At 71.8% G+C, this 15,241-nt stretch carries 12 protein-coding genes and 1 pseudogene; 8 read left to right on the top strand and 5 right to left on the bottom strand.

Annotated elements, in window-relative coordinates:
• Positions 1 to 26: 26 nt before the first annotated feature.
• From MKW14_RS01970 to MKW14_RS01985, 4 genes are read left to right on the top strand one after another with little or no spacing between them, the layout of a single operon-like run.
• Positions 27 to 1,628, top strand: a complete 1,602-nt coding sequence (locus tag MKW14_RS01970; RefSeq protein WP_240858363.1) for an SMI1/KNR4 family protein — start codon at positions 27 to 29, stop codon at positions 1,626 to 1,628.
• Positions 1,625 to 2,764 carry an ATP-binding protein gene (locus MKW14_RS01975; protein ID WP_240858364.1) on the top strand — a complete coding sequence of 380 codons (1,140 nt, stop codon included), beginning with the start codon at positions 1,625 to 1,627 and terminating at the stop codon, positions 2,762 to 2,764. The genes MKW14_RS01970 and MKW14_RS01975 overlap by 4 nt, the downstream gene beginning before the upstream one ends.
• The gene (locus tag MKW14_RS01980) at positions 2,761 to 6,246 is read left to right on the top strand and encodes a vWA domain-containing protein (protein ID WP_240858365.1); all 3,486 of its coding nucleotides are present in this window, start codon (positions 2,761 to 2,763) and stop codon (positions 6,244 to 6,246) included. Before MKW14_RS01975 ends, MKW14_RS01980 begins: the two co-directional genes overlap by 4 nt.
• A 5-nt stretch (positions 6,247 to 6,251) precedes the next feature.
• Positions 6,252 to 8,069: a hypothetical protein gene (locus tag MKW14_RS01985; RefSeq protein WP_240858923.1), complete on the top strand. Its 1,818-nt coding sequence runs from the start codon at positions 6,252 to 6,254 to the stop codon at positions 8,067 to 8,069.
• A gap of 35 nt (positions 8,070 to 8,104) precedes the next feature.
• On the opposite strand, the gene MKW14_RS01990 is transcribed toward MKW14_RS01985, so the two are convergent.
• The 5 genes from MKW14_RS01990 to MKW14_RS02010 all read right to left on the bottom strand — a co-directional run bounded on the left by MKW14_RS01990 (position 8,105) and on the right by MKW14_RS02010 (position 12,236).
• On the bottom strand, positions 8,105 to 8,749 hold the full coding sequence (locus tag MKW14_RS01990; RefSeq protein ID WP_240858366.1) for a hypothetical protein: 645 nt from the start codon (positions 8,747 to 8,749) through the stop codon (positions 8,105 to 8,107).
• 374 nt (positions 8,750 to 9,123) lie between these two features.
• The gene (locus MKW14_RS01995) at positions 9,124 to 9,660 is read right to left on the bottom strand and encodes a hypothetical protein (RefSeq protein ID WP_240858368.1); all 537 of its coding nucleotides are present in this window, start codon (positions 9,658 to 9,660) and stop codon (positions 9,124 to 9,126) included.
• 66 nt (positions 9,661 to 9,726) lie between these two features.
• A complete protein-coding gene (locus tag MKW14_RS02000; RefSeq protein ID WP_240858370.1) occupies positions 9,727 to 10,503 on the bottom strand; it encodes a hypothetical protein in 777 nt (258 codons plus the stop codon).
• Positions 10,504 to 10,665: 162 nt separating this feature from the next.
• The gene (gene ybiA, locus MKW14_RS02005) at positions 10,666 to 11,127 is read right to left on the bottom strand and encodes a riboflavin biosynthesis intermediates N-glycosidase (RefSeq protein WP_240858371.1); all 462 of its coding nucleotides are present in this window, start codon (positions 11,125 to 11,127) and stop codon (positions 10,666 to 10,668) included.
• Between the two features lie 254 nt (positions 11,128 to 11,381).
• Positions 11,382 to 12,236, bottom strand: coding sequence for a YwqG family protein (locus tag MKW14_RS02010; RefSeq protein ID WP_240858372.1), 855 nt, complete (start codon positions 12,234 to 12,236; stop codon positions 11,382 to 11,384).
• A gap of 340 nt (positions 12,237 to 12,576) precedes the next feature.
• On the opposite strand from MKW14_RS02010, the gene MKW14_RS02015 reads away from it, so the two are divergent.
• The 4 genes and pseudogenes from MKW14_RS02015 to MKW14_RS41465 all read left to right on the top strand — a co-directional run.
• Positions 12,577 to 13,113, top strand: a complete 537-nt coding sequence (locus tag MKW14_RS02015) for a hypothetical protein (protein WP_240858373.1) — start codon at positions 12,577 to 12,579, stop codon at positions 13,111 to 13,113.
• 141 nt (positions 13,114 to 13,254) lie between these two features.
• Complete coding sequence (locus tag MKW14_RS02020) at positions 13,255 to 14,034, top strand: hypothetical protein (protein WP_240858374.1); 780 nt, start codon at positions 13,255 to 13,257, stop codon at positions 14,032 to 14,034.
• A gap of 314 nt (positions 14,035 to 14,348) precedes the next feature.
• On the top strand, positions 14,349 to 14,588 hold the full coding sequence (locus MKW14_RS02025) for a hypothetical protein (RefSeq protein WP_240858375.1): 240 nt from the start codon (positions 14,349 to 14,351) through the stop codon (positions 14,586 to 14,588).
• 319 nt (positions 14,589 to 14,907) lie between these two features.
• Positions 14,908 to 15,066: pseudogene (locus tag MKW14_RS41465) on the top strand (helix-turn-helix domain-containing protein); the annotation flags it as partial.
• Between the last annotated feature and the right edge of the window lie 175 nt (positions 15,067 to 15,241).

Below are 15,241 nucleotides of genomic sequence, written 5' to 3' on the forward strand. Positions count from 1 at the left end.
GCACACCAGGACCGAAGGACTGCAGGATGGATGAGTCGGCTGTGTCCCGACGGCCGCTGGACGGCGAGCAGATCGACCGGCGGCTTGCCCGTATACGCGAACTGCTCGCCCGGTGGGACGCGTCGCGGCCCGGCGACGGGCAGGTGTGGCGCAGGACGTTCGTTCCGTTGGACGCGGGCGAGGTGTCCGCGTTCGAAACCCGCAACGGGCTGCGGCTTCCGGAGAACTACCGCCGGTATCTGCTGGAGTTCGGCGATCCCGGCTCCGGGCTGATGAGGTACGCCGCCCAGCCCTTCGGGGAGAAGGACGACCCCGGGTACCGCAAGCCGTTCCCCTTGCACGAGTCCTGGGCCGGACGGCCGGACGAGATCACCGAGTGGCAGGCGGAGCAGGGCACCGATTTCTTCGAGGCAGGTCCGGGCGAGTTCTACGCCCAGTTCGACGACCCGGCACAGGCCTTCTACGACCTCCCGGCAGGCGCCGACCCCGACGACGGGACGCTGGTCCTGGGCGCCACCCGCAGCCACATGCTGGCCCGGCTCGTGCTCAACGGCCCCTGGGCGGGCACGGTCTGGCTGGACAGCTTCGGCTACGACGGACAGCTGAAGGAGCCGGCCGACGACCGCTACGACGATCTGTACGACGACTTCGTGCTCCGGGAGTTCGCCGACACCTCGAACTGGCGGACCCTGGCCGGCCTGCCCTGGTTCCCCGCGCCGGTGGACGGCGTCGGCGATGCGGCTCCGGCGGACTTCCTCGACCTGACCGTGGACTGGCTGCGCCACGAGGTACGGCAGGCGGAGGCCGAACGAGCCTGCGACCGGCTCGACGCCTCCGCCGTGGGGGAGGCCGGGCAACGGCTGCGGTCCCCTCACGACTACGGGGGCCTCAACGGCCACCGGTACGGAACCTTCAGGCCCTACCTCTCGGGGCTGATCCGGGAGGAGCTGCTGCGCAGCGGCCCCGATCCGGCCGCCCGCGAGCGGATCGTCGAGTTCGCCACGGCGGCGGGCGCCGCCCGCTGCCTGCCGGCGGCGCTGGTCCTGGCCGGCCGCTGGCCCGAACTCCTCGACGCCGAAGAGAGTCTGCCGGAAGCGGAACGCAGCCCGGTCCACCTGGTCATGGCCGCGGTCATGCTCGGCGCGAATCCGCCTGCCGCCGCTGCCGCCGCCACCGCTGCCTGGCCGAACCGCGGACGCCTCTCCGTCGACCGTTGGGTGGTGCTGCACGCCCTCACCCGCATCGACCCCGACCTGCGCCGAACGGTCCTCGATCGACTCCCCGAACTGCGTCCTCTCCTCGACATCGCGGTCCTGCCCGCCACCGTGGAGGCCCTCGACGGGCTGCTCACCGGCCTCGTCGCCGTGGACCGGGACGCCGGCACCGTCGCGCTGGTGCGGGCCCTGCACACGACGGCCGCCGCCGGCGAAGCGTCCGCGGAACTCGTCGACCGCCTGTGTGCCCTGGCCGTCGCGGTCGACCGGGTCGGCGAGGTCTTCGCTCTGCTGGCCGCGTCGGCAGGAGACCGCTGGGCCGACTGGCACGCCGCCCAGCGCGACGGCCGACGCCTCCTCGACATCCGCCACCACGCTTCTTCGGCCCTACCGAACGACCAAGGACATCGATGAGTACCACGACGGCCACCGCCGCCCCGATCCGGCAGATCCTGCCCGCCGAGGAGCGCCACGCCACCGAACTCGCCTTCCTCGCCGCCCACGACGACGGCCCCCGACCTCCGGGCTGGGCACTGACCCCGCGTGCCGTCGTCACGTTCATCTGCGGCAGCGACGGCAAGGCACTGGAGGGGCCCGGACAACGCCTCGTCATCGCCCCCAAGTTCGTCGGCGAACGGGCTCTTGTCGAGCGGTGTGTGGTCACCCTCGCCGGGGAGCGCGGGCTGCTGCTCGTCGGCGAGCCCGGCACGGCCAAGTCCATGCTGTCCGAGCTGCTGTCGGCCGCCGTCTGCGGCACCAGCGCGCTCACGGTCCAGGGCACCGCCGGCACCACCGAGGACGCCTTCCGCTACGGCTGGAACTACGCGCTCCTCCTTGCCCAGGGCCCTTCCCGCCAGGCACTGGTCGACTCCCCGGTGCTGAGCGCCATGCGCACCGGCAGGGTGGTCCGCGTCGAGGAGATCACCCGCTGTCTGCCCGAGGTCCAGGACGCCCTGGTGTCGATCCTGTCCGACCGGCGCGTCAGCGTCCCCGAACTGTCCGGCACCGACGACGCCCAGGCCGCGGCGGCACCCGGCTTCACCGTCATCGCCACCGCCAACCTCCGCGACCGGGGCGTCTCCGAGATGTCCGCCGCCCTCAAGCGCCGCTTCAACTTCGAGACCGTCCATCCGATCGCCGACCCCGAGGCGGAGATCGCGCTGGTCCGCGGCCAGGCGGTCGCCGCCGTCCAGCGCGCGGGCGCGGCCTTCGGCGTGGACGACGCGGTCCTCGACGTCCTCGTCACCGTCTTCCGCGACCTGCGCACCGGCCGCTCGGCCGAAGGTTGGGACGTGGAGCGGCCCGGCACGGTGATGTCCACCGCCGAGGCCGTCCAGGTCGCCACCAGCCTCGGCGTGGCCACCGCCTACCTGCCCGCCGGGGACACCCTCGACCTCGTCCCCGGCCACCTCCTCGGCGTGGTCCGCAAGGACGACCCCGCCGACCACGCCCGCCTCCTCGGCTACTGGGACGGCCCGGTCCGCCGCCGGGCCGAGGACGGCTCGGCGCTCTGGCGGCGCCTGTGGGACCTGCGGGAGAACCTCCGGTGACCGTCCGCTACGGCACTCAGGAGGAGCCCCGGGCCGCCGTCGCCGCCCTCGCCGATTCCGTACGGCCCTACCTCCTCGGCGTACGTCATCACAGCCCCGCGCTCGCCGCCGCCGTGCCCGCGCTGCTCGACGCGTCCGGCGCCGATGTCGTCTGTGTCGAACTGCCTGCCGACTTCCAGCCCTGGCTCGTCCACCTCGCCGACGCCGGCACGGTCGCGCCCGTCGCCCTCGCCGGCGCGCGGGAGGACGGAAGCATCGGCTTCTACCCCCTCGCGGACTTCTCCCCGGAGCTGGCCGCCGTCCGCTGGGCACGCCGACGCGGGGCCGAAGTCCTCTGCTGTGACCTGCCGTTGGCCGACCCCGGCTGGGGCGCTGACAGACCCGACAGGGTCGGTGACATGCGGACCGCCTTCGCCGACGCCCTCACCACCGCCGGTACCGGACGCGACGGCGACGACCTGTGGGACCGGGCGGTGGAGGTGCTGGCTCCGGGGAGCACTCCCGAGGCGGTTCGCCGGGCGGCGCTCGGTGTCGGCTGGGCGTTGCGCCGGGACGCGGAGGCGTCCGGGGGAGTGGCGGGCGTGGACCTGGCACGGGAGGCGTACATGCGGTCCGTGCTGGCGCGGGCCGTGGCGACCGGGCGGCGGGTGGCGGCGGTGGTCGGGGCCTTCCACGCCCCGGCGTTGGCGGACCCGCTGTCGGCGGACACCGAGGAGACGATGACGGTCGGCGTCACCGAGAGTGCCTCCCCCGTCGTCACCTCCTTCGTCCCGTACGCCTTCGACCTGCTGGACTCACGCTCCGGTTACCCCGCCGGTATCCGCGACCCCCGCTGGCAGCAGGCGGTGTTCGCCGCCGCCGGGGATCCGGACCGGGTGCGCGACGCAGCCGCCTGCGCGATCACCGACGTATGCCGTGCCCTGCGCAGGGCGGGACACACCGCGGGCACCGGCGAGGCGACCGAAACCCTGCGGCTGGCCTGCGACCTGGCCCGGCTGCGGGGGCTTCCCGCTCCCGGGCGGGGCGAGTTGCTGGAGGCGCTGACGACCGTGCTGGGCCAGGGGGAACCGCTGGGCCGCGGCCGGGCCCTCGCCCGGGCCGTGGAAGGGATTCTGGTCGGCAGCGGCTGGGGCAGGGTCGCCCCCGGCACCCCGCGCTCCGGGCTCGGCCCGTCCGTGGAGGCCGAGCTCGCCGCGCTCCGGCTGCCCGGCCCTGACGACCCGGGGCCGCGCGAGATCCGGCTCGACCCGCTCCGCTCCGACCTCGACCGCCGTCGCGAAGTGCTCCTGCAGCGCCTCGCGGCGTGCCACGCCCGCTACGGCGATCCCGTCGAGGTGTCCGGCACGGGCGACGGCACCGCGCTCACCACCCGCTGGAAGCTGGCGTGGACCCCGGCCGTTCCCGTACGGCTCGACCTGGCCGGAGTGCGCGGAGTCACCGCCGCCCAGGCCGCCGAGGGAACCCTCCGCGAGGCCCATCGCCACGAGAGTGCCGCCACCTGCGCCCACGTCATCTCCGGGCTCCGGGCGGCCGCCCGCTGCGACCTGCCCGCCCTGGTCGCCGAACGCCTCGCCGACGCCGCCGACATGCTGCCCTCGGCCGCCACCCTCCCCGAACTCCTCGAAGCACTCGACCTGTTGGAGGCACTGCGCCGGGGCCACCTGCCCGGCACCACACCCGAACGTGAGCGGGAAGTCGCCGAGCTGACCGAAACCCTCCTCGAATCGGCCGTCCGCGCCCTGCCCGGGCTGGCCGGCAGCGACCGACCCGAGGACGCCGCCGCCCTGATCGCCCTGACCGCTCGCAGCGGCGAACAACGCCTCGGTCTGCGCCTGGACGACGCCCTCGACATCCTCGCGCGCACCGGCTCCCCGCTGATCCAGGGCGCCGCCCTGGCCGCCCGGGTCCTGCTCGACCTCGACGACGCGGCCACCCTGGGCGCCCGCGTCGCCGGCTGGATCGACACCGCCACCGACCCGGACGGACGCCGCCGCCTGACCCGGCTGCTCACGGGCCTGCTCGGCGCCACCGCGCCCCTCCTGGAATCGGCCCCCGCCGCCCTGGACCCGCTGCTCGACCGCATCGACACGCTCACCGACCAGGACTTCCTCGACCGGCTCCCCGCCCTGCGCGGCGGCTTCGACACCCTCACCCCGGCCGGCCGCGGCCGACTCCTCGACACCGTCACCGAACGCCTCAGCGACCGGCTCGACCCGACCCTCACCGCCCCACCCGAACTCCTCGCCCTGTGGACGGCGGCAGACGCGGCCGGTCTCGCCGAGCTGACGGCACTGGGACTTCCCGTGCCGACCTCCGCGGCGGCTCCATCCGAACTCCTCGCACCAGCACCGCGACCCACGCCCGCGTCCCGACTCACCCCCGCCGACCGCTGGCGCCTGCTCCTCGGCCGGGAGACCGACCGGCTCCCCGACTCGGCCCGCCGCTACGCGCACGCCCTCGACGAGTTGTACGGATCCGGCCGCGGCGAGGGTTCCGCCGACCTCGGACAGGGCGGCGGCGGAGGCCAGGAACAGTCCTTCCCGAACGCCCGCGAATGGGGCGAGGAACTCACCGTCCTGTTCGGCGCGGAAGTCCGCGAGGAGGTCCTGGCGCGGGCCGCCGAGCACGGCCGTACCGATGTCCTCGCCGAGCTGGACCCCGCCGCCGTACGCCCGTCGGTCGAACTGCTCACGTCCGTGCTCTCCCTCGCCGGAGGCATGCCCGAGCAGCAACTGGCCGGACTGCGCCCGCTCGTCCGCCGCCTGGTGGACGAGCTGGCCCGGGAGCTGGCCACCCGGCTGCGCCCGGCCCTGACCGGCCTGGCCACACCACGCCCCACCCACCGCCCCGGCGGACGGCTCGACCTTCCCCGCACCCTGCGGGCCAACCTCGCCCACACCCACCGCCTGGACGACGGCCGGAGCGTCGTCGTGCCCGAGCGGCCCGTGTTCAGCACACGTTCGCGCCGGGAGGCGGACTGGCGGCTGATGCTCGTGGTCGACGTGTCCGGCTCGATGGAGGCGTCCGTCGTCTGGTCCGCGCTCACCGCGGCCGTGCTCGGCTCAGTGCCCACCCTCTCCACCCACTTCCTCGCCTTTTCCACCGAGGTGATCGACCTGACGGACCGGGTGACGGACCCGCTGTCGCTGCTCCTGGAGGTCCAGGTCGGCGGCGGCACCCACATCGCGGCCGGCCTCGCCCACGCCCGCTCCCTGGTGACCGTGCCCAGCCGCACCCTGGTGGCGGTGGTCAGCGACTTCGAGGAGGGCTACCCGCTGGGCGGGCTCCTCGGCGAGGTACGTGCCCTCGCGGCCTCCGGCGTGCACCTGATGGGCTGCGCCGCCCTCGACGACACCGGCACGCCGCGCTACTCGGTGCCGATCGCCCGGCAACTCGTGGCCGCAGGTATGCCCGTCGCCGCCCTCAGTCCCCTTGCCCTCGCCCGCTGGGTGGGCGACCGCCTGCGCGGAGAACCCCGATGAGCCCCATGAAGCCGCAACTCCCCCCGGTGGCACCCGAAGTCGTCGCCGACGCCGTCGAAGGGCTGACCGCCCGGCTCCGGAAGAAGCTGGACGCCGCGATCGAGTCGTACACGGCTCTTCCGGTGGGCGCCGAGGGCGTGACCCGCAGTGTCCGGTGCGGCGAGGACGCGGAGGTCACGCTCACGCCGGGACCGTCCGGCGTGCTCACCGACGCCGAACAGGCCGTGTGCGGCTGCCTGCTGGCGCCCCGGTGCCTGCACCGCGCGGCGATCCTGAGCGTGTGCCCGGTGGGGGAGACGGTAGCCGATGCCGATGCCGATGCTGACGCCGAGCGCGGGGACCCGGCGGCCGACGAGGAACCCCCGACCGGCGAGGGACCCCCGATCACCGAGGCGCTCCCTCCACCCACCCGCTCCCAGGTCACCGCCGCGACCGGACTCCGCGCGGCCGCCGCGGCCGTACTGACCGCCGGAGTTCCCGCCGCCGGAGCCGTACCGCAGGCCGAGCTGCTCCGGGCCGCCCACGCCGCCAGGCTCGCCGGGCTGCACCGGGCCGAGGCGGCGGCGTTGCGCGTCGTACGCGGTCTGCGCGCCGCCCGCGCCCGCGAGGACGGCCACCGCCTGGCCGACTTGGTCGCCGCCCTGCGTGAACTCCTCCTCACCACGCACCGGTTGGCTGCTGCCGACCCCGACCCGGCCCTGGTCGGCACCGCCCGACGCGCCTACCGTCCGGGCGGCGCGCTGAAGGTCCTCGGCGTCTGCCGCGAGCCGGTGATCAGTGCCACCGGCTACGGCGGTGTCGTCACCCACCTGGTCGGCGAGGACGGCCACTGGTTCTCCGTCGCCGACGTCAAGCCCGGCGGCCCCGCCCGCGCCCGAGCCGCCGCCACGGCGACCGTCGCGCTCGGCTCCGGCGCCCTCGACCACGCGGGGCTGGCCCGCGGCGGCCTGCTGATCTCCGGTGCCACGGCCTCCCCGGAGGGCCGCCTGGGCTCCGGCAGGGGCGTACGCGCCACGCCTCTCACAGGCCTGCCCTGGTCGTCCGGCCCGCTGGCCGCCTTGTTCGGCCGCCCCCTGCGCGAGACGGTCGGGGACCTCCTGGCGGAGTCACAGGACACGCCTCCGACGCTCATCGGATGTGACCTGGTGGTCGTAGGGGCTGTTGGGGACGGCCTGCTGGCACGCGAACGGGGCCCGGATTCCAGCCAAGAAGGCCCGTTGATCCGTCTGCTCCCCGCGCACAGCCACCCCGACCTCGCCCACGCCGCCAACTTCGCCCAGCTCGCCGCCCGCCCGGGCATCCGCGTCCGGGTGATCGGCCGCCTCGACCTGGACCGTGCCGCCACTCTGCGCCCCCTCGCGGTAGGCCCGGTACCGGAAACCGAGGCCACCCTGCGCCTGCCCGAGAACTGGCTGGGCCGTGCCGACCTCGGCTACGACCGCCTGCGAGGCGCGCACTTCCCGCCACCGGACGCCCTCCCACCCGTAGCGGGGCTCGACGGCTTCCCGGCCGATCCGCTCGCCGACTCCCCGCTGTGGCGGATGCGCCGCCTGGTCGAACTCGCCGTCGCCGGGGGCCGCCGGGCGGTCGCGGAACCCGCGCGGGACGGCGACGGGCAGGGCAGCGCGGCCGCCCTGCGCCGCGGCGGCTTCGGCACCATGGCCGACCTGGCCACCGCCCTCACCGCCGAGGCCGACCGCCGCACCCGCGACGCCTTCGGCCGCCTGAGCGACGCCGACTCCGACCACTACGCGCTGGTCTGGCTCAGCGCGGCCGTCCATCTCGCGGGCGCGGAGCGGGCGTTGGTGAGGGCGACATGGTGAAGTGAGTCCACCGGGCGGCGTCGCGGGCGATCCCGCTACGGCGCCTCCTCCAGCACCGCGGGGTCCACGAAGGCCGGGTCCCGGGGCGTGTCCGTGTGGAAGTCGCGCCCCGACTCCCAGTCCCAGGATTCCTCCTCCTCACCCAGCCGCTCGATCATGTCGAAGAACCGACTCTCGACCGGCCGCAGACCGGCCACCGTGTCCGTGAGATCCCGCTCGGAGACGAACCGCGCCCCGCTCTTGCCGACCGACAACACCGCGAGCCACCCGTCGTCGTCGGCATCCCAGAGATTGCCGCCGGTCTCGGCCCAGAACAACACCGTGTCCTCGGCGGCCTCGGATTTGAACTCCCCGGCAGCGGCGAACATGAGCAAGGCGGTGTGGACGTTCCGCTCCCGATAGCCGAAATGGAACAGATAAGCCTCCAGTGCTCCGTCCCGATGCAAAAGTATGCAGCCGTCACTGGACTCGCCGGAACAGGTGTCGTCGATCGCCGCGGAAAAGAACTCCCGGGGCGTGATCCCCCCGTCCACGCCATCCCATTTCTGGTCCGCTCGACTGCCGTTCCAGAACCATCCGTCGAACATGTCGGCCGGGTTGTCGATCCTGCTCAAACTTGGTGCCGGCGTGTTCAGCCATGCCTCGAAACCCTCCCGTGACATGGGAATGCGGGTAGCCACCAGAAAAGTGTCCGACACGAATTGCCGCCCCATTTATTGACTCGTTCGGAGATGCAGTGCACATTACATACTCGCCCGTCGAATAACTCAACTACAGGGACGTCTCCGATCTGCCGGCCTGGTCGGAGGACGCCTTGCGACGAAGTCGTTTCCCTGTGACAGCAGCAGAAATTGCGCCGACCCGCACCTCGAACTGCGCGGCCGGCAGCCGCCCTCCCACATCTGCAGCCACATGTTCAGAGTGGCGATGACCTTGCCTGGTGGCGCCGGTCCGGAGTGCGCCAGTGGAAGTCCCAAATCGCCGGCAAGGCCCCCGGACGTTCGGCGGCGAACAGGAACTGCGGCACAGGCCACCGCTTCCGCCCGGATCGCCGTCAGGTCCCCAGGCCGTACAAGTCGCAGAGGTCGGGCTCCAGTTCGCGCCAGTCAGCGATCAGACCGCGGTCACCGAGTTCTTCCCCCGCAGCCGCGATGGCCTCCAGGACGTCGATGAGCGGGAGTTCGCGCAGCGGGGCGGCGGCCGGTCCGGCCAGACGGCCGAGGTGGACCATGCGGCGCCACAGGGCCGATCCGGCGTCGCAGTAGACGAAGGGCGGGTCGGGGTCGAAGTAGCCGTCCTCCAGCCAGCCGCCGCCGTGCACATCCTTCAGCGCTGTGAACTCGGTCAACGCGGCGAATGCTTCTCTTCGTTCTCCGTAGTCGGGATGTTCGACCGGCGGGAACCGGAAGGTGAAGCCTCGCCGGAGCAGTATGTCCATCACCCGGAAGTGCGTGAACGAGCAGTCGTACTGGTCCTGAACGTGGAACAGCACGCCGATCCAGTCCCGCACCCGCAGGCCGTCCGCCGGGTGACGGGAATCGACGAGACGGATGGACTGCTCCACCAGGTCCTCGACCCGATGATCCGACACGGGTGTACCTCCTGAGACCGAAGACCTCTGGCCGAACAGAGCAACACGGCCCCGTAAAGGCCACTTTCACCCCTGCCGGGGACGTCGTCGCCGCCTGGCTGGACCTGGCCGTCCCACCCGCCGAGGTGGGGAGTTGTGCAGCCTGGACACGTACCGCCGGTACGCCCGCGTCTCGGCCGAGGTGCCCTCGACGAGGTCATGACGGTCAGGGAACATCGCACTTCCCGCGTTGGGTACGGCGTTCGTCCCGAACTGGTTGCCGTGCAGCCGACCGGTCACCAGTCGGCCCCGCGCCCAGGGAACCGGCTTGTGCCGGCCGGTTGTCACCGGGCCGCGGTTGACGTTGAACCAGACCTCGCGGTGGTTGCCGAACAGCACGACGCTCTCACGGAGATCACCCACGTCGGTGTACACGTCGAAGTCCCAGTCACCCGGAGCTCCCCCCGAGGCGTAGCGCCCACGGAAGTGGTGCATGAACCGGGGCAGGTCGACCGTCGCGCCGAACGGAATCGCCGCGTCGGCATAGGGCTCACCGGCGACGAAATGGACTCTGAACTCCAAGCCGTACAGTCGTCCGCGGACTTTCCGCTTGATGCGAAGTGAGAACGTGTCAGCGTCGTCATACGTCCAGCGGTCCACGGCACGGACCCGCTGACTCAGGTGCTTGAACGACAGCGTCTCCCGACCGACCAACAGGCCGGGGATCCGTTCCACCGAGCCATGCAGCAAGTAGAGACACATCAGATCCACCGGATGCGTGTCATGCGCCATCCGGGTGAAGAACCCGTCAGAAAAACCGTCCCGCACAGGTTCCTCCACCCATAGCGGTTCATCACCAGTCATGAACCACACGGTAGAAGCCACACACGCACTGCATGTCCCTCGGTCCCCCGTCAACGGGAACTTCCGTGGTCAATTACGTGTTTCTACTAAGTCCCCGAGAGCCGGCCAAGCACGGCGACGTGAGTCTGCCGGACGCCCGCAGGCGCCGGCTCCGTACGGCCGTCACCGCCGTGCGCTTTGGGAAGTATCGGCGCGGAGTTGCCGACGGGTGCGCATCAGGATCTTCCCGAGCATGTTCTTGCCGTTCCCGGTCCTGCCACGGCCCCAGTAGTGATCGGCGGTGGTGTCCTCGACGATCTCTTCGTCACCGGTGGACAGCAGAATCTCGCAGATGTCGCCGTGCGCACGGAACTTGGTCGCCACCGCACGGCGCATCACGTCGTCCTTGACCCGCTCCCAGTCCCTCCGCAGCGGTTGGGACGCGTCACGGCCCAGTTCGGCTGCCCGCAGTGGCGTGCGAGCGCGTCGGACGAGATCGGCATGCCGGGTGCCCGCGAACTTCTGTGCCTGGAAATAGTGTTCCGAAGTTGGCCACCACAACCCGTCGAGGTCGAAGCCGTGATCGGAGAAGTTCGAGAAGCATCCGTACGGGACCTCGTCGGCACCGTAGAAGTAGATCGTCACAAGGACCTCGCGGGAGTGGCTGAAACCCCCACAATGTCAGAAGCACTCCTGCCGCCCGCAACCAGGTTTTCTCGCCCGACCCGGCAACGAGTCTCCCCCGACCTACCGGGAGGACCCCTGGGTGAAGACCGTCAGACCCGATAGGTGAACCGGCCGAGGCCCCGGCACTCCCCCAGAGGGGGACACCCCCAGAGCACGCCCCGGACGCCGCAGGGCCCGCCCTGCGGGCGGACGACGGGATTTTCGCAACCACCCTAGCCCTGCACGGTGAGCCGGGCCCGGTCGAAGCGTAGGGCGGCGAGGTCCTCGGGACGAATGAGCCAGTAGAGAGTGCCCTCTTCACCCCACGCCACCTTCGCGTCCGCGTCGCTGTCGAACTGGGCGAGCAGTGTCCAGCGCTCGGCTTCCTGGTCCAGGGGCTGGTCCCCCCACGCATGCCTGCCGTCGAGCGCCGCGTTCGCGATGTCGTACTCCACCGGCCCCTGGACGGGCACGGCATGGCCGCCGATCTGGTGACCGATCCGGGTGCGCAGTCGGCCGAAGGCACGGAGGAACGACTTGAGCTCAGCCGGGGTCTCGCTAGGCCGAGGCCAGTGCCGGGTGTCGCCGAGCAGGGCTTGCCGGGCCTGGGGCAGCCACAGGTCGGGGGCGCTTTGCTCTGTTTCCGCGGTCAGCTCCACCCGCGAGAACGCTTCCAACTCCGGGGGCGTCTCCTTCGGGAAGACGGGGGTGTTCTCCGGGACGTACAACACCTGAGCCCCAGCCCGGGTTTGGGGGTCGTCGGCAGAGACGAAGACGTCTTCGTCGACCTGACCGTCGAAAAGGAAGAAGAGCAGGATCCCCTCCTGCGGGAACCGCTCGGCAAGTCCCTCGCGGGGGAGTGCGGCGCACCGCACCGAAGCGACGAAGGACAGAGGTCCGTGCCCGGGCCACTCCGGCCAGCCCACCCCCGCCGGAAGATCCGGGTTCCCGCCGAGGACAGCCACGATCTGTTCGCCGTCCACCGCCCGACGCAGGCGTATGCATGGCCGCAGGAGCGCTGTCCAGCGCTGGGCAAGATCGCCGGGAAGGTGCTCGGCGGCAAGCTGGGAGTATCGCTCATCGGTCATGCAGCGCATCATCCCTGCTCCCGCTGACAACGCGGGCGTCAGGGCGGCATGGCCGGGATGGGCGCCGGTTGTGCAAACGCTTTGGGGTCCTTGGCGTCTGCTCGCCCGGGGACGCGAGTGGCCGACGCCTCGGGCACGCGGCTACGGTACGCAGATGTCGTACCGACTCGACGCTGTCGTAGGCGAATTCGACCGCTTGCGAAGCTGGGCCGAAGGAGTGCCGGGGGCGGTGGTCGCCCCGCTCAGGCAACGTATGGGGTTGCTGCCACTCTCCACTGCGCTCTGCTGTGACCTGCCGAGAACGCTCTGTGATCTGTCACTGAGCGGACCGGTGGCCCATGTGCGTGCGGAATTCTGGGGCGGCGAAGGGGATCAGACCGCCGCCGTGTGGCGGGCCGGTGTACGGGAATGGGGGCCGGCGCATACCTCGGAGTTCAGCGGTCCGCGAGAGGACTGGCCCATCAACGCGGCGCTCGCCCGGCTCGGTGTGGCGTCGGCCGGCCCGGACGCGCCGGACTACCGCGATTTGTTCGTCGAAGTCGGCCTCGGTGAGGGGCGGGACGAGCAGGACTGGCGCCGGGCCGCTCTGCGGGCCTGCGACGCGGCCGACTACGACGAGTGGCACGCGAGAGAGCAGGCCAGGCGCGAGTCCGAGGAGCGTGCGGCAGCCGAGCGTGCCGTCCATGAGCGGCTCCCCGGCGTCCCGGTGCCCCTCAACGGCAAGGAGATCATCACCCTGCTCGGCCTGCCTCAAGGTCGGACGATAGGGGCGGCCATCCGCCACCTCCAGCAACTCCACATCGACCGCGGCCCCCAGTCCCGTGCGGAAGCCGAAGCCGCACTGCGCGCCTGGGCGACCGAGCAAGGCCTGACCTAGCAGCTGAGGGTGCAGGCGGTTCCGGTGAAGGCGAGGGAGCGGTCGGCTCTGCGTTCGTCGTGGCGGTGGATGCCCTGCGGGAGATGCGTGCCGGGCAACGACTGTCAGTTCTGCGCCATTTCGCCCTGTCATGCTGGGGGAATGCGGCATCAGCAGGTCCTGGACAAGCTCGCGGCTCGGGGTTTGGTCCAGGCGATGAATCAGGACGTGGCCCGGTGGACCGGCGAGCAGATGTCCTACCCGGGCCGATCGCATGCAGAGGTCGAGCGTGCGGTCGTACCGCCGGTCCTCACCCGTTGGCGTTGCCTGCTCGACGCCGTTGATGCCACGGCAACGGCCAAGGATGTCGGGTGGGTTGCGCTGGCCACCTTGCTGCACAGGTACGGATTCCACGACGGCGCCATCACGGCAAGAGCCGTGGCCTCGGTGGATGAGCTCAACCGCCAGGTCGTCCTGTCCGACACGTTTGAGAGGCAGTCTTCGGCGATCAAGGCGTTGCTGCAGTCGGCGCCGACACCGCTGACGCGTCGGCCGCCAAATCCCCGTACGGTCACCTTCCTGCGTCCTGGGGACGTGGTCTCCATCCAACTCGCCGACCGCTTCCACGCTGCCTTCGTCCACGAGCTGCACGGCGCGAACGAATTCCCGGTGATCGAGTTCTACGCCGGCTCCTTCGCTCAGCTGCCCACCATGGCACAGCTGGCAGACCGGCCAGCAGCCCGAGCAGACGCTCGCGCCCGCTTCGGTGTTGTGGGCCTGACCTTCCTGCCCGACCCAGCACGTCAAGTGGTGGCCCTGGCCGCGCAGCACTCCAACCCGCGCGGAGGCGGTTCCCAGGTGGGCGACGGCCTGTGGACCTTGACTGACATCATCGACTTGCCAGGGGCCATGGTGGCGCTCTTCGACGACGGCCGGGAGTAGCGGCTTCGGAAACGAGACAACAGAGCCGGGCCGCCGTGACCGGGGATGATGCTGCCGTTGCCCAGGTACCAGGTCTTCCCCTCACGCCCATGGCTCACCCGCGGGCGGCGAAGCCGGCCTCCCCGCTTCAGGACCGTCTCCTGGACGACTCGCGGCGTCGTGCGGGAGAGCCCGGCTGCCTCCGCGGTCTGTCGTTCACCGGCGTGGTGCAGGGGGGCCGCCCGCGATCTCGGCGAAGCGCAGCACCCGCAGCGCGGCGAGCAGCTCGTGCGCCTCGTGGGAGCCCGGCGCCAAGGTGGTGTCGACGGAGGGCCGTGCGCGGCTACGTGCACTCGCTCAACGCCGCGCTGGGGGAGAGCGGCGTCTATGCCGGGTCGCTGCTGATCGGCCCGCTGATCCAGAACAGCGCGGCCCACCGAGACGCCGCCCAGTGGGCGCATGGCGATCGACCGGTGACGGTGGTGTCGGGCGACGACCTGGCCGAGCGCCTGTGGGACATGTACATCAAACGCGACCGCGTCGAAGAAGTCGTGGCACCGCGATTCGCCGGGTAGAGCACGCAAGCGCCCGCTCCAACCGGTCGCGAACGGGCCGGCTTCCAAGACGTCATCGCTTCAAGGCCGGTAGATGTCAGCTGCGGCGAGGTGGAGCCGGCAGGCCCAGTCGAGGGCTTCTGCGGGGGTGCCCGCGGGGGTGCGCCGATGGGGAGCACGGACCTCGTAGCGGTCGCCGCCGGCCCAGTAGAGGACGCCCACCTGCCGACGGCGCCGATGCAGCCCAAGCGCAGCAGTGTGACCCCCGCCGACAGCCCTGCGCGCCGCTGAGCGCGAGCGACTGAAGAAGACGGCCCACGGTCACAAGACCGAGCACCGGCTGCGGACACGTGCGCAGGTAGTGCTGCACGCCGCACACGGACGCTCCCACGCGCGCATCGCCCGCGCCACGGGCCTGCACCTGGACACGGTCCGCCGCCGGCGCGGCCGGTTCGCCGATCGAGGCCCCGGCGGCCTGTCCGACCGCGATCGATCGGGACGGCCCCCTTCTTCCTCATCGCCCCCGCACAAGCGCGGGCCGGAAGTCGCGCCGGCTGTACGGTGCCGCTCTCCACGACGACCTGGTCCGCGCCGAACGGATCGCCCCCCGGCCCGCACCTCACTTTGCCTCCCGTGCACCTGGGTGGCCCAGCTCCTGTGCCCCGGGTTCCTTC

This window comes from Streptomyces gilvus, assembly GCF_022513565.1.
GTDB classification, from domain to species: domain Bacteria; phylum Actinomycetota; class Actinomycetes; order Streptomycetales; family Streptomycetaceae; genus Streptomyces; species Streptomyces gilvus.

Bases quoted from the DNA above. Each gene is read 5' to 3' on its own strand.
- MKW14_RS01970 (WP_240858363.1), top strand. From the start codon at position 27: ATGGATGAGTCGGCTGTGTCCCGACGGCCGCTGGACGGCGAGCAGATC.
- MKW14_RS02000 (WP_240858370.1), bottom strand. From the start codon at position 10,503: ATGACTGGTGATGAACCGCTATGGGTGGAGGAACCTGTGCGGGACGGT.
- MKW14_RS01975 (WP_240858364.1), top strand. From the start codon at position 1,625: ATGAGTACCACGACGGCCACCGCCGCCCCGATCCGGCAGATCCTGCCC.
- MKW14_RS01985 (WP_240858923.1), top strand. From the start codon at position 6,252: ATGAAGCCGCAACTCCCCCCGGTGGCACCCGAAGTCGTCGCCGACGCC.
- MKW14_RS02010 (WP_240858372.1), bottom strand. From the start codon at position 12,236: ATGACCGATGAGCGATACTCCCAGCTTGCCGCCGAGCACCTTCCCGGC.
- MKW14_RS02020 (WP_240858374.1), top strand. From the start codon at position 13,255: ATGCGGCATCAGCAGGTCCTGGACAAGCTCGCGGCTCGGGGTTTGGTC.